Consider the following 20,183-nt stretch of genomic DNA (forward strand, 5'->3'; position numbering starts at 1 on the left):
AGCTTTTATGAAAAAGAAAAAAATTCCAATGCGTAAATGTATACTTTCAAATGAAATGCATCCAAAAAAAGATATGATTCGAGTTGTTATTAATAAAGAAGGCGAAATTTTTGCCGATGCTACAGGAAAACAACAAGGTCGTGGTGCATATGTATCAAAAGATGTTAAATTAGTAGAAGATGCACAAAAACAAGGTGTATTAGAAAAATACTTTAAAGTTGATGCAGAAACTCTAGATCCTGTATACAAGGAAATTATACGTCTTATTTATCGCGAAGAGATACCTAAATGACTATAGAGAAAATCGTAAATTTTTTAGGTTTAGCAATGCGTGCTGGAAAAGTAAAAACAGGTGAATCGGTCATTTTAAATGACATTAAGAAAAATAGGTTAAAGCTCGTAATTATTGCAACTGATGCTTCTGAAAATACAAAGACAAAGTTTCAGAGCAAGTGTGAAAGTTACCATATATCATTTCGCATATTTGGAACAAGAGCTGAATTAGGACAAGCTTTAGGTAAAGCAGAACGAGTTAACATTGGAATCACTGATCAAGGCTTTGCTAAAAAGTTAGTGTCAATGATAGATGAATATCGTAAGGAGTGACTATATGAGTAAAATAAGAATTTACGAATACGCCAAAGATTTAAAATTAAAAAGTAAAGATATTATAGATGAGTTAAAGAAAATGGACGTTGAGGTAACGAGCCATATGCAAACGTTAGAAGATGACCAAATCAAGGCATTAGATAAGGTTTATAAACCAGAGAAATCGAATGCATCAGAAAATAAACAACAAGGTCAAAATCAACAAAAACCATCAAATAACAAGTCTAATGCTAATAAAAAAGATAATAATCAAAACAACAAAAATAACAACAAAAATAACAACAAAAATAAGAAAAACAGCAAAAACAGCAAAAATAACAACAAAAATAAACAAACTAAACAAGAAGAACCAAAAGAAATACCTTCACACATCACTTATCAAGAAGGTATCACAGTTGGAGAACTTGCTGAAAAAATCAATGTTGATTCTTCAGAAATAATTAAAAAGTTATTCTTATTAGGCATCATGGCTAACATTAATCAAGCATTAGATGATGAAACTTTAGAATTAATTGCTGATGATTATGGTGTTGAAGTTGAAAAAGAAGTTGTTGTTGATGAAGAAGATTTATCAATTTACTTTGATGATGAATCTGAAGATGAAGATGCAGTAGAAAGACCAGCAGTTGTTACTATTATGGGACACGTTGATCATGGTAAAACAACGTTATTGGATTCTATCCGTCACACACAAGTAACAGCAGGTGAAGCTGGTGGTATTACACAACATATCGGTGCTTATCAAATTGAAAATGATGGCAAAAAAATCACTTTCCTTGATACACCAGGACATGCTGCATTCACAACAATGCGTGCACGTGGTGCGCAAGTAACTGATATTACAATTTTAGTTGTAGCAGCAGATGATGGTGTAATGCCTCAAACGATAGAAGCAATCAACCATGCCAAAGAAGCGAATGTACCAACGATTGTAGCAGTTAATAAAGTTGATAAACCGACTGCTAACCCTGATCGAGTAATGCAAGAATTGACAGAATACGGTTTAATTCCAGAAGACTGGGGTGGCGATACAATTTTCGTACCGCTTTCTGCTTTAAGTGGCGATGGTATAGAAGATTTAATAGAAATGATTGTGCTTACATCTGAAATTCAAGAACTAAAAGCAAATCCTGCTAAAAAAGCAGTAGGTACAGTGATAGAAGCAGAATTAGATAAGTCACGTGGTCCATCTGCATCACTTCTAGTGCAAAATGGTACACTGCATGTTGGAGATGCTTTGGTTGTTGGTAATACGTATGGTAGAATTCGTGCAATGGTTAATGACTTAGGACAAAGAATTAAATCTGCAGAACCGTCTACGCCTGTTGAAATCACAGGTATTCATGATGTACCACAAGCTGGGGATCGTTTTGTTGTGTTTAAAGATGAGAAACAAGCAAGACGTATTGGTGAAGCACGTCATGAAGCTAATGTTTTACAACAGCGTCAAGAAAGTAAGAGCGTTTCACTAGATAATTTATTTGAACAAATGAAACAAGGTGAAATGAAAGATTTAAATGTCATCATTAAAGGTGATGTTCAAGGTTCTGTCGAAGCACTTGCAGCTTCACTAATGAAAATTGAAGTAGAAGGCGTTAATGTTCGCATAATTCATACTGCAGTAGGTGCGATTAATGAATCTGATGTAACTTTAGCGAATGCGTCAAATGGTATCATCATTGGCTTTAACGTAAGACCGGATACTGGTGCCAAACGTGCAGCCGAAACAGAAGGTGTAGATATGAGATTACACCGTGTTATTTATAGTGTTATTGAAGAAATAGAAGCTGCAATGAAAGGCTTACTAGATCCAGAATATGAAGAACAAGTGATTGGCCAAGCAGAAGTGCGTCAAACATTTAAAGTTTCAAAAGTGGGTACAATAGCTGGTAGTTATGTTACAGATGGTAAGATTACGAGAAATGCGGGTGTCCGTGTTATCAGAGATGGTATCGTCCAATTTGAAGGTGAACTGGACACATTAAAACGTTATAAAGACGATGCAAAAGAAGTAGCTCAAGGCTATGAATGTGGTATCACGATTGAAAAATATAACGACCTAAAAGAAGGCGACATAATAGAAGCTTTCGAAATGGTTGAAATTAAAAGATAAAGACAGTTATCTTAAGAAAATACAAAAATTTTAAACCGTAGGCTAATTTATCATGTTAGCTTACGGTTTTTTTCTTTTAAATATGTTATCTTTTGGGTAAGAGAAGGTGTGGCTTTGAAGCATTTGAAAAAAATGTTTATTTTTATAATTTAATATAATGTTTTGTTTTAAGTGCATAGTTACTCATAAAATTAGATATTTATTAAGCATTGTAAACCAGTTAAAAAATTTTTAGTAAAATTGCTTGTTATTTTAATATGGACACTAACTGTCTATGTACTTAATTAAACTTAGCATAAATAGGAGGTTATAAGTGATGAGTGAATATTTAAAAGAAATAAATGAATTTTGGCAAGAATATTTGGATCAATATAACTCTATTTATGACTTAGAAACTTTAAATGAAATCAGAGAAAGACATGACATGACTGCTTTTCTACACCCTCAAGATTTAGCATATTTAAAAAGAAATTTTGGTGAAGATTTTAGTAACATACCAAGATTTAAAAAGTTGATTGATTTTGCAAATGGAAAAGTAAAAATCAATAAGCATAGACAACGAATTGTCCAAAATGAAGCAGAATTAAGTCCAGCCATAGCAAGACCGTATTTTGGAAATCCTGAAAGAGCAGATATTGTAATATTGAAAAAAAAGGCGGAAAATGATTTTATAATTAATGATCCTACCTTACCAGATGATATGGTGGTACATTATCGTAATAGAATATTGCAAGACATACAAGGTAAATTGAATTTAAACGGTCATAAGGTATTTATTCCTTATATAGATCATCATTGTTGGTTTAAGAAATATATATATAGTAACGGATCAATTTTGAAGCAATTCAATATTAATCCCAATAGAGTGATGGTTATGAATTTCTTTCCATATCAAACTGGTCATACAGCAGGTATACCAAAAGATTTTTTAACATTTAACCATTATCTACCGTCACAAGTTATGAATTTTGAACTCTTATTAAAAATTATAAATGATGATAAGCGTCGAATTTATATTGTTAGTGAAGAAGAACTCTTTATTTCAATCTTTAAAAATTTTACTAATAGTGATTTACATCAATATCTTGTTGACAATTTGTTTGTGCTGTCATCTAAACAGAATAGACACATCACAGCATGTAATGTATTGAGTTATAAAGAGCATATTAGACGTTTAAAAAAGGAAGAGTCATTGAATAAAATAGATTATTATAAGTGGAATCAGCAACAAAAGAAAGAGCGAGAGCTAGGGAATTCAGATTTTATAAGAAAGCTTAAAGCTATTCAATATAAAGAAGCATTACCGCGTTAGTAAAATTGAACTGACTAAAAAGGTAACTTTCATTTCAAATGATATGAAAGTTACCTTTAATATGTAGTTAAATATGATAATGCTTGAATAATGATTTGATTTGATTTTTAAAATCTTCTACATAATGATCTGGTTTTAATAAAATGATTTCTTGTGGATATTCATATGCTAAATTTAGGCATTCGTTTTTTGAGATTATGAGTTCTGCTTCAATAAATGCTTCATTATTTTGTGAATTTAGTACTATAAATTGCCGTTGAATTTGTTCCCATATGGAAGGGCGAAATTTCATAATGACTGTTGGAACTTGCAGAAAGATATTTTCATCAAATGCTTCATCATATTGCTCGATATCTTGTATTGAATTTAAATCTTGTGTAAAAATTTCGTGTTGATATATATAAGTAATCCAATATTTATTTTTGAAATATCTTGTGTATACCGGTACGACTTTATACGTTTGATTGTCAACATCATTTAGCAATATAATCTGTTTGTTTTGTATAGCAAGTTGAATTTTATAAATAAGTGTGGATTCTGTTAATTCGTGATTGATTGTAAATTGATTAAGTAATGTATTAGATAAAAATTTTTCAGCTAGATTCGAATTACTGTTTAGCCCTCTAATTAAATTGTAGGTATCGATATGAATGTGAGGTGTGAAATTTTTCATCCTAAATAGCAAGTTAAGTAACCGATTATTTTTAAATTTATAGCGATCTATACTAATGCGATGTCGGCCTATATTATTTTCATAAACAATCCTTGCATTTAGCCCTTCCCATTCATGGTCTTCATATAAAAAGTTATTTATATCACTAAAATCTCGTTGTATGGACCTTACATTAACGTTTAATTGTTGTGCAAGTTCTTCTTTGCTTAATTTTTTTCCGTTAAATAGACGAGTGAAAATATAAAGTAGTCTTTCTGATTTATCCAAGTATACACGCTCCTTATCATTTCAATAGAAAAATTCATTTTTTATTAGTTTGAATTATAGCATGATACTTTCTATAATGTGTAAAACATTATAAAATAAATTAAAAACTTAAATGATATTAAAGTAGTGATTTTTTATAAAATTAAACTTAGTTTTTCATAAATGATCATTGTATTTAAAAAACAAAAATGTAATAAAGTTTCATTTTATAACACTTTGGAAATATAATTGTGCCTAACTGTTATGAAATCATGTTTAATTGTTTCAGAGCTATTACCTTTTTGAGTTATAATGAATTTGTAATTAAATTTTTAAACGTAAAAAAGAAGGAAGTTTGTTTGACGTTGTGAAATGAACTGTCATATAATCTTTAAGTAAGATAAATATACATGTATGAATGATATTTGTGAGGTGAAATATAATATGAATATGAGAGCTGAACGTGTTGGCGAACAAATGAAACAAGAAATTATGGATATTGTTAATAATAAAGTCAAGGACCCTAGAATTGGTTTCCTAACAATAACAGAAGTTCAATTGACGAATGATTTATCTATTGCAACAATTTATTTAACTGTACTTGGAAATGATAAACAAATTGATGATACGTTTAAAGGTTTAGAGAAAGCGAAAGGTTTTATAAAATCTGAAATTGGTTCAAGAATGCGCTTAAGAATTGTTCCAGATTTAAAATTTGAATACGATGAATCGATAGACTACGGTAATAAAATTGAAAAGATGATTCAAGATTTACACAAAAATGATTAATTTTAAAAGCTGAAACAAATACCCATTGAGATATTTGTTTCAGCTTTTTTATAACCATTTATTTATTGAGACGTGTTAATATAAATAAGGAATGATATTAAAAGGACGATTGAAGGTGACATTAAAATGTATAACGGTATTTTACCTGTTTATAAAGAACGTGGTTTAACAAGCCATGATGTTGTATTTAAATTAAGGAAGATTTTAAAAACAAAAAAGGTTGGACACACTGGTACATTAGATCCTGAAGTATCAGGTGTATTACCCATATGTATAGGTTCAGCAACAAAGGTAAGCGATTATATTATGGAAATGGGAAAGACTTATTTTGCAACTGTATATTTAGGGTTTAGTACAACTACAGAAGATCAGACAGGTGAAATTTTAGAAAAAAAGCACATTGAGGAAAATACACTTATAGAGGCGCAGATTGATAGCGCAATAGCACGTTTTGAAGGTGTCATTACGCAAATTCCTCCAATGTATTCATCAGTAAAGGTGAATGGTAAAAAGCTTTATGAATATGCAAGGAAAAATGAAACAGTCGAAAGGCCTTCAAGAGAAGTTGAGATTTACGATATTAAACGAGCGTCTGATTTAAGATTTGAAAATCGAGGTTGTCAATTTGATATCAGAGTAAAGTGTGGTAAAGGTACTTATATTAGAACGTTGGCAACAGATATAGGGAAGATGCTTGATATACCAGCACATATGTCAAAGTTAACAAGAATACAAAGCGGTGGGTTTGATATTGAAGATAGCCTTTCAATCGAACATGTACAATCACTACATGAGCACGAAACATTACAAGAAAATCTTTTTCCGATAGAATATGGTTTGAGAGGTTTGAAAAAAGTCAATATTTCAAACGAAAATCAGAAAAATAAAATATTGAATGGTCAAAAGTTTAGTAAGAATGAATTTGATCATTCTATTAACACGTTGGTTGTGATGTTTGACACAAAAGAAAATAAGGCATTAGCAATTTACACACCACATCCTGATAAACCATATGAAATAAAACCAAAGAAGGTATTTAACTAAAGGAGAAATAACCATGAAAGTAATTGAAGTAACTCACCCGATTCAAGAAAATCAGTATATATCAGAAGATGTAGCAATGGCTTTTGGTTTTTTTGATGGCATGCATAAGGGACATGCAGAGGTATTTGATACTTTAGAAAAAAAGGCAGAGGCATCGAATTTAAAGAAAGCTGTAATGACATTTGATCCACATCCTTCTGTTGTTTTAAACCCTGAACTTAAACGTACAGATTACTTAACACCGATTCAAGATAAAATAGAAATATTAGAATCATATGGTATTGATTATTGTATCGTTATTAATTTTTCATCTAAATTCGCCAATGTAAGTGCTGAAGAATTTATACGAGAATATATCATTAATAATCATGTAAAAGAAGTGGTTGCAGGATTTGACTTCACTTTCGGCAAATTTGGAAAAGGCAACATGATGATTTTAGATGAAATGACGGAATTTAATACGACTATCGTGAGTAAACAAGAGCTCGAATCGGAAAAAATTTCTACAACAGATATTAGAAAATCACTCAAAACAGGAGACTTACAAAAAGCTAACGATGAACTTGGATATCGATATCGAATTAAAGGTATGGTTGTACAAGGCGAAAAACGTGGGAGAACAATTGGCTTTCCCACTGCGAATGTAGAGCCAAGTGGAGATTACGTTTTGCCTAAAAATGGTGTTTATGCTGTGAGTATGAAAATAGGTGCAGATGATAAAGTTTATCGTGGAGCTGCCAATGTTGGCGTCAAACCCACATTTCATGATCCGTCTAAAGCGCAAGTTGTAATAGAAGTTAACCTGTTTGACTTTCATGAAAACATATATGGTGAGCGTGTTATCGTTTATTGGCATCATTATTTAAGACCAGAAGTTAAATTTGATGGTATAGATCCTTTGGTTGAACAAATGAATAAAGATAAAGAAAAAGCGAAATATTTACTTTCTGTTGATTTTGGTGACGAAATATCATATAATATTTAAGTCTGATGTGTTAAACACACATACTAGGCACCTTTATCTTGGCAGTTCGAGACTCCGACGTTTTGCTCGGATAAAGGCGCATAAAAATAAAAAGGAGGAAATTGACTATGGCAATTTCACAAGAACGTAAAAATGAATTAATTAAAGAATATCGCACACACGAAGCGGACACTGGTTCTCCAGAAGTACAAATCGCTGTGTTAACTGCAGAAATCACTGCATTAAACACTCACTTACGTGAACACACGAAAGACCACCATTCACGTCGTGGATTATTGAAAATGGTAGGTCGTCGTAGACACCTATTAAACTACTTACGTAGCAAAGATATTCAACGTTACCGTGAATTAATTAAATCATTAGGTATCCGTCGTTAATCTTTAGACGTATATTTATCGGGAAAGAACCTTTGGGGTCTTTCCCTTTTTTATAATTTTTGCATTTATAATTATACATTAAACTATATACTAATATAAATCTTTATTAATAAATGATATGATAGGATTAACAGATAAATGAGAGGAGATTCGTAATGTCTCAAGAAAAAAAAGTTTTCAAAACCGAGTGGGCAAATAGATCTTTAACGATTGAAACGGGACAATTAGCCAAACAAGCAAACGGTGCAGTACTTGTTAGATATGGTGATACAGTCGTTTTATCTACTGCAGTAGCATCAAAAGAACCACGAGATGGTGACTTTTTCCCATTAATGGTTAACTATGAAGAAAAAATGTATGCTGCAGGTAAAATACCTGGTGGTTTTAAAAAACGCGAAGGACGTCCAAGTGATGAAGCCACGTTAACTGCACGTTTAATTGATAGACCCATTCGACCACTGTTCCCTAAAGGTTACAGATATGACGTTCAAATTATGAATACAGTATTGAGTGCTGATCCAGATTGCTCTCCTGAAATGGCAGCAATGATAGGTTCGTCAATGGCATTAAGTGTTTCTGACATACCTTTTCAAGGTCCAATAGCAGGTGTAAACGTTGGTTATATAGATGGTGAATATGTGATTAATCCTACCGTTGCACAAAAAGAAGTATCTAGACTCGATTTAGAAGTAGCTGGTCATAAAGATGCGGTGAATATGGTAGAAGCTGGTGCAAGTGAAATTACAGAAAATGAAATGCTTGAAGCGATTTTCTTTGGACATCAAGAAATTCAACGTCTAGTTAGCTTCCAAGAAGAAATTATCGACCATATTCAACCAGAGAAAAAAGCATTTATTCCTGTTGAAAAAGATGAATCACTGGTTGCCAATGTAAAATCATTAACTGAATCATATGGTTTGAAAGAGGCCGTATTAACATTTGACAAGCAACAAAGAGATATTAATTTAGATGAACTTAAAGAGAAGGTTGCATCAGAATTTGTTGATGAAAATGATGACGAAAATGAAGCATTAATCAAAGAGGTCTACAGTATATTAGATGACTTGGTTAAAGAAGAAGTTAGACGTCTCATTGCAGAAGAAAAAATTAGACCAGATGGTCGTAAAACAGATGAAATTCGTCCATTAGAATCTGAAGTAGGTATTTTACCAAGAGCACATGGTTCAGGTTTATTCACAAGAGGACAAACTCAAGCACTTTCAGTATTAACATTAGGGTCAATGAGTGAATACCAAATCTTAGATGGTCTTGGTGAAGAAGAACAAAAACGTTTTATGCATCACTATAATTTCCCAAATTATTCAGTTGGTGAAACTGGTCCAGTTCGTTCACCTGGTCGACGTGAAATTGGACATGGTGCGTTGGGAGAACGTGCGCTTAGCCACATCATTCCAGACGTTAAAGATTTCCCATATACTGTGAGAATAGTGAGTGAAGTATTAGAATCAAACGGTTCATCATCACAAGCTTCTATTTGCGGGTCCACACTAGCGTTGATGGACGCAGGTGTTCCAATCAAAGCCCCAGTTGCGGGTATTGCCATGGGATTAGTGACACGTGACGATAGTTATACGATTTTAACAGATATACAGGGCATGGAAGATGCGCTTGGAGACATGGACTTTAAAGTAGCAGGTACATCGGAAGGTATTACAGCTATACAAATGGATATCAAAATTGATGGTTTAACTAAAGAAATTATTAAAGAAGCGCTTGAACAGGCTCGAGAAGGTCGTTTAGCCATATTAGATCATATGTTAAAAACAATTGATACGCCACGTAGTGAACTTAGTGCTTTTGCACCTAAGGTTGTTACGATGTCTATTAAACCTGAAAAAATTAGAGATGTCATTGGTCCTGGTGGTAAAAAAATCAATGAAATCATTGATGAAACGGGTGTTAAATTAGATATCGAACAAGATGGAACGATATTTATTGGTGCAGTAGATAATGATGCGATTGAAAAAGCACGTAGTATCATAGACGAAATCACACGAGAAGCGGTAGTTGGAGAGGTATACAATGGTACAGTTAAACGTATTGAAAAATATGGTGCCTTTGTTGAATTATTCCCAGGTAAAGACGCACTTGTACACATTTCGCAAATTGCTAATGAGCGCATTGATAAAGTAGAAGATGTGTTGAAAGTAGGAGACACATTTAAAATTAAAGTTACAGAAATTGATAAACAAGGTAGAGTAAATGCTTCGCATAAAGCATTACTATCTAATCATTCTAAATAATGTTTATTGCTAGAGACTGGTAAAATGATGAGAACTGCTTACAATAGAATTACTTTAATTCTATTGTAGAAAAGTTCAAGTCAGTTCACTGGTTTCTTTTTTTAATGTTTGAGCTAGTCTAATAAAAAATATTAAGTCAAAAGTTAAATACATATTTGAAAATGCACATTAAAAAGTGCGATTAATACGACATTACGCTCCTGAGAAAAATTTTTACATAAATACAAATCCTCCAATGATATATTTTAAAACAACTAAAGAACTACTTTAATAGTGTACATAAGGCCTATTTTCACTTATAATAAACTATGAGTTTATATATGGACGGGTAATTTAAATAGGAGGTAACATTTTGAGTTTAATTAAGAAAAAAAATAAAAATATTCGTATTATCCCTCTCGGAGGCGTTGGGGAAATTGCGAAAAATATGTATATCGTTGAAGTAGACGATGAAATGTTTATGTTAGATGCGGGACTGATGTTTCCAGAAGATGAAATGTTAGGTGTAGATATTGTTATTCCTGATATTCAATATGTGATAGAAAATAAAGAGAGATTAAAAGGTATATTCCTAACGCACGGGCATGAGCATGCGATAGGAGCTGTAACTTATGTGCTTGAACAAGTTGATGCGCCTGTTTATGGATCGAAATTAACAATTGCATTAATCAAGGAAAATATGAAGGCGCGCAATGTTAATAAGAAAGTTAGATATTATACTGTTAATAATGAATCAATTATGCGCTTTAAGGGTGTTAATGTCACATTCTTTAATACTACTCATAGTATTCCAGATAGTTTAGGTGTTTGTATACACACTTCATATGGTGCGATTGTTTACACTGGAGAATTCAAATTCGATCAAAGTTTACAAGGTCATTATGCACCAGATTTGAAAAAGATGACTGAAATTGGACAAGATGGTGTGTTTGCGTTAATCAGTGATTCTACTGAAGCAGAAAAACCAGGTTATAATACACCTGAAAACGTGATAGAATCTCATATGTATGATGCGTTTACAAAGGTGAAAGGTAGATTAATCGTTTCATGTTATGCATCTAATTTTATTCGTATTCAACAAGTTTTAAACATTGCACAAAGGTTAAATAGAAAAGTGTCTTTTCTAGGTCGTTCGTTAGAAAGTTCGTTTAATATCGCTAGAAAGCTTGGCTATTTTGATATTTCTAAGGATCTACTAATACCAATTAATGAAGTGGAAAATTATCCCAAAAACGAAGTGATTATCATTGCTACTGGTATGCAAGGAGAACCTGTTGAAGCTTTAAGTCAAATGGCTCAAAAGAAACATAAAATCATGAATATTGAAGAAGGAGATTCCGTCTTCTTAGCAATTACTGCATCTGCTAATATGGAAGTGATTGTTGGAAATACGTTAAATGAACTCGTTCGAGCAGGCGCAGAAATCATTCCAAACAGTAAAAAAATTCATACATCAAGTCATGGTTGTATGGAAGAGTTAAAAATGATGATTAATATCATGAAACCTGAGTATTTCATCCCAGTAAATGGTGAATTTAAAATGCAAATTGCCCATGCCAAGTTAGCTAATGAGGCAGGCGTCCAACCAGAAAAAATATTCTTAGTGGAAAAAGGCGATGTAGTAAACTACGATGGCGAAGAAATGATTTTAAATGAGAAAGTTAATTCTGGCAATGTGCTCATTGATGGTATAGGTGTAGGTGATGTTGGTAACATCGTATTACGTGACCGTCATTTACTTGCTGAAGATGGTATTTTTATCGCAGTCGTAACGCTAGACCCTAAGAATCGTAGAATTGCTGCTGGTCCAGAAATTCAATCACGTGGTTTTGTTTACGTAAGGGAAAGTGAGGCTTTATTAAATGAAGCTGAAGAAAAAGTACGTGAAATCGTTGAATTAGGTTTACAAGAAAAACGTATTGAATGGTCAGAAATCAAGCAAAATATGCGTGATCAAGTAAGCAAACTACTTTTTGAAAATACAAAACGCCGTCCGATGATTATTCCGGTAATTTCTGAAATTTAATAATTTCTATTCTAAAATAAAGAGGTTAAGACAGACGCTTTGGTAAAGTTATTTAAAAGTACATTGTATATATGTTATATCTAAACAAATTATATACAACCTTTAAATATACTGGAGCGAATAATGTCTTACCTCTTTTATGTTATTATAAGTATGTAATAAAATGATTTTATAGTATTTAAAAGCATATTTATTATGTGTATTTTCACTTGTAATTAAAATACACATTTATGGTTCATATACATATTGAAAAAACAGAGTTGAAAAGAAGGTGTGAATGTTGGCACAAACAAGAAAGAGCTCAACAACAAAGAAAAAAACATCGAATACGAAAAAGAAAACCGCAAATAATAAAAAAAAGAAAAGTGATAGTCCTTTAAGATATATTATTGCGATAGTGATTTTTATTGCTATCATCCTTGGTGTTTTTCAATTGGGTATTATAGGCACCATGATAGATAGTTTCTTCAATTACTTATTTGGTACAAGTAGGTATTTAACTTATATATTAATCTTGATTAGTACTGTATTCATTACTTATTATAAAGCGTTACCAAAGACAAGACGTACCACTGGCGCATTTGTTTTACAAATTGCATTGTTACTTGTGACTCAAATAGTATACTATTTCATGCATAGAGCACAATCGCTCAGAGAGCCTGTGCTATCATATGTTTATAAATCTTATGAACATACGACATTTCCAAATTTTGGTGGAGGCTTATTTGGACATTACTTATTGGCATTATTGATACCTCTTATTTCAATTGTCGGAGTTATTATTGTAACGATATTATTAATCGCTTCTAGTTTTATCTTATTGACAAAACAAAGACATAGAGATGTATCTAAAGTTGCTTTTGAAAAAATGAAAATAAAAAGTCAGGATGCTTCTGCAAATCTTAAAGAGCGTCGCAAAGAAAATAAAATTAAGAAAGATGCTAAAGCACGTATAAAAGCAGAAAGAAAAGCTGAAAAAGCAGCTGAGCAATCACAATCTCAAAATAACGTTAAAGATGTCACTGATTTACCTGAGATTAGCAGCAACACGACTGAGCAACAATCAATTCCGATTTATGGTCATAACGATTATAAAGATGAAGATATTCAACAAGCACAACCTCAAAATAAAAGGTCTAAACGTGTTTTTGATCAAAATAATCAAAGTGCGGCGCAGCAAATGAATCAAGAAGATAATGGAATTACAGAGCAACCTTTAAACGAATTAGAAGAAAGTGAAGCATATGATGAAGATGCAGCTTCAAATTCTATATCTGAGGCAGGAGAAGTAGAAAACGAAGCCTATAAAATACCGCCATTAACGTTATTGAAACAGCCAGCTAAACAGAAATCAACTTCTAAAGCTGAAGTGCAGAAAAAAGGGCAGTTGTTAGAAAACACTTTAAAAAACTTTGGTGTAGATGCTAAAGTCACTCAAATTAAAATAGGTCCAGCAGTGACACAATATGAAATACAACCCGCTCAAGGTGTTAAAGTAAGTAAGATTGTTAATCTTCATAATGATATTGCGTTAGCATTAGCAGCTAAGGACATACGTATCGAAGCACCAATACCTGGCCGATCTGCTGTTGGTATAGAAGTACCAAATGATAAGATTTCACTTGTTTCTTTAAAAGAAGTGTTAGATGAAAAATTTCCAGCTTCGAATAAATTAGAAGTAGGACTAGGTAGAGATATTTCAGGTGACCCAATCACAGTAGAACTTAACAAAATGCCTCATTTACTTGTAGCAGGTTCTACAGGAAGCGGGAAATCTGTTTGTATCAATGGTATTATTACAAGTATCCTATTAAATGCAAAGCCACATGAAGTTAAACTTATGTTAATTGATCCGAAAATGGTAGAATTAAACGTATACAATGGCATCCCTCATTTGCTCATACCTGTTGTAACCAATCCTCATAAAGCATCACAAGCTTTGGAAAAAGTAGTTGCAGAAATGGAAAGAAGGTATGACTTGTTTCAACATTCTTCTACTAGAAATATTGAAGGTTATAATGAAGCGATTAGAAAACAAAATGAAGCGTTAGATGAAAAGCAATCAGAATTACCATATATTGTCGTGATTGTAGATGAGTTAGCAGATTTAATGATGGTTGCTGGTAAAGAAGTAGAAAACGCAATTCAAAGAATTACACAAATGGCACGTGCTGCTGGTATTCACTTAATAATCGCAACACAACGTCCATCCGTTGATGTAATTACTGGTTTAATCAAAAATAATATTCCGTCTAGAATTGCCTTTGCTGTGAGTTCACAAACTGATTCTAGAACAATCATTGATAGTGGCGGAGCAGATAAATTACTTGGTAAAGGTGATATGCTTTATGTAGCTAATGGTGGATCAACTAGAACAAGAGTTCAAGGTGCGTTTTTAAGTGACCAAGAGGTTCAAGACATCGTAAATTATGTCGTAGAGCAACAAAAAGCGAATTATGTAAAAGAAATGGAACCTGATGCCCCAGTTGAAAAATCAGAAATGAAGAGTGAAGATGCCTTATATGATGAAGCGTATTTATTTGTAATTGAACAACAAAAGGCAAGTACATCGTTATTGCAAAGACAATTTAGAATTGGTTACAACCGTGCTTCTAGATTGATGGATGATTTAGAACGTAATCAAGTGATTGGACCACAAAAAGGTAGTAAACCTAGACAAATACTTGTGGATTTAGATAGTGATGAGGTGTAAATATGGAATTAACTTCTGTTTATAAAGTAAAAGAATGGCTGATTCAAGAGATAAGTACGAGAGGATTGAAACCGGGAGATGCTTTACCTAGTAATCTTGCGGTTGCTAGAAAATTAAATGTTAAAACAGATGAAGTATACGATGCAGTTGATGAACTAATTACTGAGCAAGTGCTATCTAATAATTTAGAAGAAGGTGCAAGTGTTAAAAAGCTGCACCCATTCTTCTATCCATTAGATGAGTTGGTTAGTATTAGTAAAATGATAGAAGATCAAGGGTATCATGCGAGTACAGAATTTATAAATTTAGACGAAAAACCTGCGACCTCTTTAGATGCTAAAAGATTAAATCTTCCTGAAAAGGCGTTGGTGACAATTATTGAACGTGTGAGAATGGCTGACCGCATGCCAGTTGTTTATTGTTTGGATAAGCTACCAGCTGAAGATTTAACATGTGCAGAGTATCAAAATAGTGATGAATCTTTGTTAAATGCTTTGGAATATTATGCTTCGAAAAAAGTGGCATATGCAGAAACTGAGATTGAAGCTATTGGTTATGAACCACATATTTCGGATGTTTTAGATGCTTCGCCGCATGAGGGACTTATGTTATTGAAATTAATTCATTATGATAAAAATGATCAACCAATACTTTATTCTTTTAATTATTTCAAAAGTAGTTTAGTAAAATTTAAAACGGTTAGAAATAGTATATAATAACAAAATTATGAAAGTGAGGTTTGACAATTTGAAAATTAATGAACAACAAAATAATTTGCATATTAATGTGTTACCAACAACAAAGTTCAAAACGACCACAATTACTTTAAAATTTATGGCACCATTAGATAGTGAAACCATGACAGCTCGATCAATTCTCAGTAAGTTACTCGTGCGTGCTACAAAAAAATGGCCAACAGACAAGGCGTTTAACCGTCATCTTTCAGAATTGTATGGCGCGTATGTTAATAGCTTTGTCTCAAAATTTAAAGACAAACATGTCATCACAATATCATTGGAATTAGTGAATGAACGCTATCTTACTGATCAAACCCCATTATTTGAAGAAGGTTTAGATTTGTTGAGAGAAATGATTTGGAATCCTTTAGTTGTTAATGATCGTTTTGACGAAAACTTCGTTTCACAGGAAAAAGCTTTATTAACTAAAAAATTAGAAGCAATGGTTGATAATAAATCTCAAATATCTTTTTTAAATTTATTGAAATATATGTTTGGTGAACAACCATATCGTCACCTAGCTTCAGGACAAGTAGATTACATAGCAGATATTTCACCTGAAAATTTATATCATACATATCAATCTATGCTACACAACGACTATTGTGCTGTTTATGTCGTGGGTAATGTAGATGAACAAGAAGTAAAATCTCAAATCAAAACTTATTTTGATATAAAACCATTCCAATTCAAACAATCTCATGCGACGCCAGTGCCACAAGCAGATAAAGTGCCACAAGAAATTATTGAAACAGATGAAGTGGATCAAGCTAAATTAAATATAGGATTTAAATTGCCTGTACAATTTGGAGATAAACAATATTTTGCCAGTGTTGTTTTTAATACTATGTTTGGCGGAGATCCATCTTCCGTTTTGTTTAACGAAGTACGAGAAAAACAAAGTTTAGCATATTCAATTCATTCCCAAATAGATGCAAAAAATGGTTTTATGTTTGTTCTTAGTGGTGTTTCATCTGACAAATATGAAGTAGCGAAAGATACAATTATTGCGGAATTTGAAAAGTTCCAGCAAGGTCAATTTAGCGAAGAAAAATTAGAACTTGCTAAAAAGATTATTATTTCACAGCGTCAAGAGTCATATGACCGTCCTAAACGTATCATAGAGATATTAAATAATAATATTCTATTAGAACATGATATATCAGAGGAAGCGTACATTAAACACATTCAAGATGTGGATCATGCTGAAATCATAGATTTAGCAAAAAATATAGAACTCAATACAATCTATGTTTTAACGAAAGGGGGTAATTATTAATGCAAAGCACATACTATAAGCAAATAGATGAAAATGTATTTGAAGCTGAGTTAAACAATGGATTGAAATTATTTGTTATACCTAAAACTGGCTTTCAGAAAACATTTGTTACATATACAACTCAATTTGGTTCCTTAGACCGTAAATTTAAACCACATGGCAGTGAAGATTTTGTTACTGTACCAGATGGTGTAGCGCACTTTTTAGAACATAAACTATTTGAAAATGAGGAAGAAGACTTGTTTACTGCATTTGCAGAAGATAATGCACAAGTAAATGCCTTTACTAGTTTTGACCGAACAAGTTATTTGTTTAGTGCAACAGATAATATTGAAAGCAATATAAAACGCTTGTTAACCATGGTTGAAACACCATACTTTACCGAAGCATCTGTAGATAAAGAAAAAGGTATTATAGCTGAAGAAATAAAAATGTATCAAGAGCAACCTGGATATAAATTAATGTTTAATACATTAAGAGCTATGTATGAATCACATCCAATTCGTGTAGATATAGCTGGTAGTGTAGAAAGTATTTATGAAATAACTAAAGAAGATTTATACCTATGCTATGAAACATTTTATCATCCTTCTAATATGGTTTTATTTGTTGTTGGAGATGTAGATGTAGACCATATTTACAATGTTGTTGCTGACCATGAAAATCAAAGAGATAAAACGAATCAACCTCGAATAGTTAGGGATTCTTTAAAAGAACAGGATAGTGTAAAAGAAAAAGTAGTCACTGAAAAGATGAAATTGCAATCACCTCGAATTATGCTTGGCTTTAAAAATATGCCATTAACTGATGTGCCAGATAGATTATTGGTAAAAAAAGATTTAGAAATGACTTTGTTTTTTGAATTACTATTTGGTGAAGAAACTGACTTTTATCAAATGTTACTTAATGAAGAGTTGATAGATGAAACATTTGGGTATCAATTTGTATTAGAGCCTACATATAGTTTTTCCATGATTACCAGTGCGACTCAACAACCAGATAAGTTAAAAAAATTATTGTTGGATGAACTCGAAGCAAAACAGGGCAATTTAACTGATACAGAAGCATTTAATTTATTGAAAAAGCAATTTATTGGTGAGTTTATATCTGGTTTGAATTCGCCTGAATATATTGCGAACCAATATACAAAACTTTATTTTGAAGGTGTAAGTTTATTTGATCTATTAGATATTGTTGAAAGTATTACATTGGAAAGCGTAAATGAAACGGCACAATCGAGTTTGAATTTATCCCAAATTGTAGATAGTCGTTTGGAGATGAAATAAACAATGAAAGCTTTAGTTATAGGTGGCTCAGGGTCAATTGGTTCTGCAATCGTTAATCGCTTATTATCTGATGGGTATGAAGTCATCGTTCATTATAATAATACAGATATCAATAAATTAAAGTTTCAGTTCAACCATAGTTCAGTGCAATTGGTACAATGTGATTTGCGCAACGTAGATGATTTTAACCAATATTTTCATTTTATAAAAAATTTAGATTGTCTTATTTATGCGAGTGGCACTGCATTGTATGGTCAGTTGCAAGATATGACGGATGCAATGATTGATGAGCATTATCAAATTCACGTACGCCAATTCATTAGAATGTGTAGATATTTTGTAGATCAGTTACGACAAAGTCAAAATGGGCGGATTATAGTTATTTCATCAATATGGGGAGAAACAGGTGCGAGTATGGAAACAGTCTACTCGGCGATGAAGTCAGCTCAAATTGGCTTCGTAAAAGCACTGAGTCAAGAATTATCATTGACTTCAGTCACTGTGAACGCGATCGCACCTGGTTTTGTAAGTGGTAATATGTTAAAAGCTTGGGGAGAAAATGATCTTGAAACTTTATCTCAAGATTTACCACAACAAAGATTTATTGAACCAGAAGAAGTTGCCCATACTTGTAGTTATCTTTGTAATCCATTAGCCAAAAGTGTCACTGGTACAATACAAAAAGTGAATGGTGCTTGGTATTTATAATTTTTGAAATAATAGAAAAAATAAACCACCTGTGAATCATTCAATGATATAATATCAATATCATTCATTACATTACTTTTTAAATTATTTATGTGGTACTATGCTTTTTTCATTAAATAAATAACTGAAAATGTGATAGATTTTAGTCAAAGCGCATTGTTGCGATTTATAAACTAAGGGGTGTATATGCCATGACAGTTGCTACAAAAAAAGAATGGTATTTAGAATATGAAATTACAATGAACAGAGCTGGATTATTAGGTGACGTTTCCAGTTTATTAGGTATGATGGGTATTAGTATTGTTACAATAAATGGCATTGACGAAGGCAGAAGAGGTCTATTAATTAAATCAGATAACCTTGAAAAAGTTAGTAGATTTGAAAATATCGTTAGTGAAATTGATGACATCTCTATTACTAAATTGCGTAAACCAGAATTACGAGATCGATTGGCTGTACGACATGGTAGATACATAGAACAAGATGCTGCTGATAAAAAAACATTTCGTTTTGAAAGAGAAGATTTAGGTTTATTAGTAGATTTTATGGCCGAATTATTTAAAGAAAAAGGGCATAAATTAATCGGTATTAGAGGTATGCCTAGAGTAGGTAAAACTGAATCGATTGTTGCTGGTAGTGTCTGTGCCCATAAGCGTTGGCTATTTATTAGTTCTACGCTAATTAAACAAACTGTTCGTAGTTCGCTCATCAAAGGTGAGTATGATTCTGATCATGTCTATATTATTGATGGTGCGGTTACAGCCAGAGAATCTAACCAAAAACATCAAGAATTAGTGAAAGAAGTTATGAGCTTACCAGCGATTAAAGTTGTAGAACATCCAGATTTATTTGTGGAAACTAGTGATTATGAGATGAGTGATTTTGATTATATCATTGAGCTAAGAGAAAATAAAAATCAAGAAATCCATTATGAAGAAATGAAAAAACATACCGTAAAAAGTAAAAATAATCTTGATTTCGGTGACGATGTTTTCGGTGGTGGTTTTGGATTTTTTGAATAG

Annotated in this window: 17 protein-coding genes; 16 read left to right on the top strand and 1 reads right to left on the bottom strand. The window is 32.3% G+C overall.

What is annotated here, in order from left to right; translation table 11 throughout:
• The first annotated feature begins 7 nt into the window (after nucleotides 1-7).
• From rnpM to HMPREF2586_RS09095, 4 genes are all read left to right on the top strand, one after another.
• The gene (gene rnpM, locus HMPREF2586_RS09080) at nucleotides 8-292 is read left to right on the top strand and encodes an RNase P modulator RnpM (RefSeq protein WP_046208628.1); all 285 of its coding nucleotides are present in this window, start codon (nucleotides 8-10) and stop codon (nucleotides 290-292) included.
• Complete coding sequence (locus HMPREF2586_RS09085) at nucleotides 289-606, top strand: L7Ae/L30e/S12e/Gadd45 family ribosomal protein (protein ID WP_046208627.1); 318 nt, start codon at nucleotides 289-291, stop codon at nucleotides 604-606. Before rnpM ends, HMPREF2586_RS09085 begins: the two co-directional genes overlap by 4 nt.
• Before the next feature lie 4 nt (nucleotides 607-610).
• The gene (infB, locus tag HMPREF2586_RS09090) at nucleotides 611-2,722 is read left to right on the top strand and encodes a translation initiation factor IF-2 (protein WP_064209031.1); all 2,112 of its coding nucleotides are present in this window, start codon (nucleotides 611-613) and stop codon (nucleotides 2,720-2,722) included.
• Between the two features lie 316 nt (nucleotides 2,723-3,038).
• Nucleotides 3,039-4,034: a hypothetical protein gene (locus HMPREF2586_RS09095; protein WP_256324358.1), complete on the top strand. Its 996-nt coding sequence runs from the start codon at nucleotides 3,039-3,041 to the stop codon at nucleotides 4,032-4,034.
• A 67-nt stretch (nucleotides 4,035-4,101) separates the two neighbouring features.
• Here HMPREF2586_RS09095 and HMPREF2586_RS09100 read toward each other — a convergent pair whose 3' ends face one another.
• The gene (locus HMPREF2586_RS09100; protein ID WP_070658441.1) at nucleotides 4,102-4,974 is read right to left on the bottom strand and encodes an HTH domain-containing protein; all 873 of its coding nucleotides are present in this window, start codon (nucleotides 4,972-4,974) and stop codon (nucleotides 4,102-4,104) included.
• Nucleotides 4,975-5,397: 423 nt separating this feature from the next.
• Between HMPREF2586_RS09100 and rbfA the strand changes: the two genes are divergently transcribed.
• The 12 genes from rbfA to HMPREF2586_RS09160 all read left to right on the top strand — a co-directional run bounded on the left by rbfA (nucleotide 5,398) and on the right by HMPREF2586_RS09160 (nucleotide 20,183).
• Complete coding sequence (rbfA, locus tag HMPREF2586_RS09105; RefSeq protein WP_019468695.1) at nucleotides 5,398-5,742, top strand: 30S ribosome-binding factor RbfA; 345 nt, start codon at nucleotides 5,398-5,400, stop codon at nucleotides 5,740-5,742.
• A 126-nt stretch (nucleotides 5,743-5,868) separates the two neighbouring features.
• Entirely contained in the window at nucleotides 5,869-6,786 is a 918-nt protein-coding gene (gene truB / locus HMPREF2586_RS09110) for a tRNA pseudouridine(55) synthase TruB (RefSeq protein ID WP_070037860.1), read from the top strand.
• A gap of 13 nt (nucleotides 6,787-6,799) precedes the next feature.
• A complete protein-coding gene (locus tag HMPREF2586_RS09115) occupies nucleotides 6,800-7,771 on the top strand; it encodes a bifunctional riboflavin kinase/FAD synthetase (RefSeq protein ID WP_046208622.1) in 972 nt (323 codons plus the stop codon).
• A gap of 107 nt (nucleotides 7,772-7,878) precedes the next feature.
• Entirely contained in the window at nucleotides 7,879-8,148 is a 270-nt protein-coding gene (gene rpsO, locus HMPREF2586_RS09120) for a 30S ribosomal protein S15 (protein WP_019468698.1), read from the top strand.
• Between the two features lie 155 nt (nucleotides 8,149-8,303).
• Complete coding sequence (pnp, locus tag HMPREF2586_RS09125) at nucleotides 8,304-10,412, top strand: polyribonucleotide nucleotidyltransferase (RefSeq protein WP_070812720.1); 2,109 nt, start codon at nucleotides 8,304-8,306, stop codon at nucleotides 10,410-10,412.
• Nucleotides 10,413-10,764: 352 nt separating this feature from the next.
• Nucleotides 10,765-12,438: a ribonuclease J2 gene (rnjB, locus tag HMPREF2586_RS09130; protein ID WP_046208620.1), complete on the top strand. Its 1,674-nt coding sequence runs from the start codon at nucleotides 10,765-10,767 to the stop codon at nucleotides 12,436-12,438.
• Between the two features lie 280 nt (nucleotides 12,439-12,718).
• Nucleotides 12,719-15,151 carry an FtsK/SpoIIIE family DNA translocase gene (locus tag HMPREF2586_RS09135; protein WP_046208732.1) on the top strand — a complete coding sequence of 811 codons (2,433 nt, stop codon included), beginning with the start codon at nucleotides 12,719-12,721 and terminating at the stop codon, nucleotides 15,149-15,151.
• Between the two features lie 2 nt (nucleotides 15,152-15,153).
• Entirely contained in the window at nucleotides 15,154-15,867 is a 714-nt protein-coding gene (locus HMPREF2586_RS09140) for a GntR family transcriptional regulator (protein ID WP_070812721.1), read from the top strand.
• Between the two features lie 10 nt (nucleotides 15,868-15,877).
• Nucleotides 15,878-17,167 (top strand): EF-P 5-aminopentanol modification-associated protein YfmF, encoded by a 1,290-nt coding sequence (gene yfmF / locus HMPREF2586_RS09145; RefSeq protein WP_070658445.1) that lies wholly within the window; start codon nucleotides 15,878-15,880, stop codon nucleotides 17,165-17,167.
• Entirely contained in the window at nucleotides 17,167-18,453 is a 1,287-nt protein-coding gene (gene yfmH / locus HMPREF2586_RS09150; protein ID WP_070037850.1) for an EF-P 5-aminopentanol modification-associated protein YfmH, read from the top strand. The genes yfmF and yfmH overlap by 1 nt, the downstream gene beginning before the upstream one ends.
• 3 nt (nucleotides 18,454-18,456) lie before the next feature.
• Nucleotides 18,457-19,161, top strand: a complete 705-nt coding sequence (gene ymfI / locus HMPREF2586_RS09155; protein ID WP_046208616.1) for an elongation factor P 5-aminopentanone reductase — start codon at nucleotides 18,457-18,459, stop codon at nucleotides 19,159-19,161.
• Between the two features lie 191 nt (nucleotides 19,162-19,352).
• Nucleotides 19,353-20,183 carry a DUF3388 domain-containing protein gene (locus tag HMPREF2586_RS09160; RefSeq protein ID WP_046208615.1) on the top strand — a complete coding sequence of 277 codons (831 nt, stop codon included), beginning with the start codon at nucleotides 19,353-19,355 and terminating at the stop codon, nucleotides 20,181-20,183.

The organism is Staphylococcus sp. HMSC034G07, assembly GCF_001835975.1.
Lineage (GTDB): Bacteria > Bacillota > Bacilli > Staphylococcales > Staphylococcaceae > Staphylococcus > Staphylococcus ureilyticus.

Coding starts and splice junctions, on each gene's coding strand:
- infB (WP_064209031.1), top strand. CDS start 611: ATGAGTAAAATAAGAATTTACGAATACGCCAAAGATTTAAAATTAAAA.
- rnpM (WP_046208628.1), top strand. CDS start 8: ATGAAAAAGAAAAAAATTCCAATGCGTAAATGTATACTTTCAAATGAA.
- pnp (WP_070812720.1), top strand. CDS start 8,304: ATGTCTCAAGAAAAAAAAGTTTTCAAAACCGAGTGGGCAAATAGATCT.
- yfmH (WP_070037850.1), top strand. CDS start 17,167: ATGCAAAGCACATACTATAAGCAAATAGATGAAAATGTATTTGAAGCT.
- HMPREF2586_RS09085 (WP_046208627.1), top strand. CDS start 289: ATGACTATAGAGAAAATCGTAAATTTTTTAGGTTTAGCAATGCGTGCT.
- HMPREF2586_RS09140 (WP_070812721.1), top strand. CDS start 15,154: ATGGAATTAACTTCTGTTTATAAAGTAAAAGAATGGCTGATTCAAGAG.
- rpsO (WP_019468698.1), top strand. CDS start 7,879: ATGGCAATTTCACAAGAACGTAAAAATGAATTAATTAAAGAATATCGC.
- yfmF (WP_070658445.1), top strand. CDS start 15,878: ATGAAAGTGAGGTTTGACAATTTGAAAATTAATGAACAACAAAATAAT.
- rbfA (WP_019468695.1), top strand. CDS start 5,398: ATGAATATGAGAGCTGAACGTGTTGGCGAACAAATGAAACAAGAAATT.
- ymfI (WP_046208616.1), top strand. CDS start 18,457: ATGAAAGCTTTAGTTATAGGTGGCTCAGGGTCAATTGGTTCTGCAATC.
- HMPREF2586_RS09115 (WP_046208622.1), top strand. CDS start 6,800: ATGAAAGTAATTGAAGTAACTCACCCGATTCAAGAAAATCAGTATATA.
- truB (WP_070037860.1), top strand. CDS start 5,869: ATGTATAACGGTATTTTACCTGTTTATAAAGAACGTGGTTTAACAAGC.
- HMPREF2586_RS09095 (WP_256324358.1), top strand. CDS start 3,039: ATGAGTGAATATTTAAAAGAAATAAATGAATTTTGGCAAGAATATTTG.
- HMPREF2586_RS09160 (WP_046208615.1), top strand. CDS start 19,353: ATGACAGTTGCTACAAAAAAAGAATGGTATTTAGAATATGAAATTACA.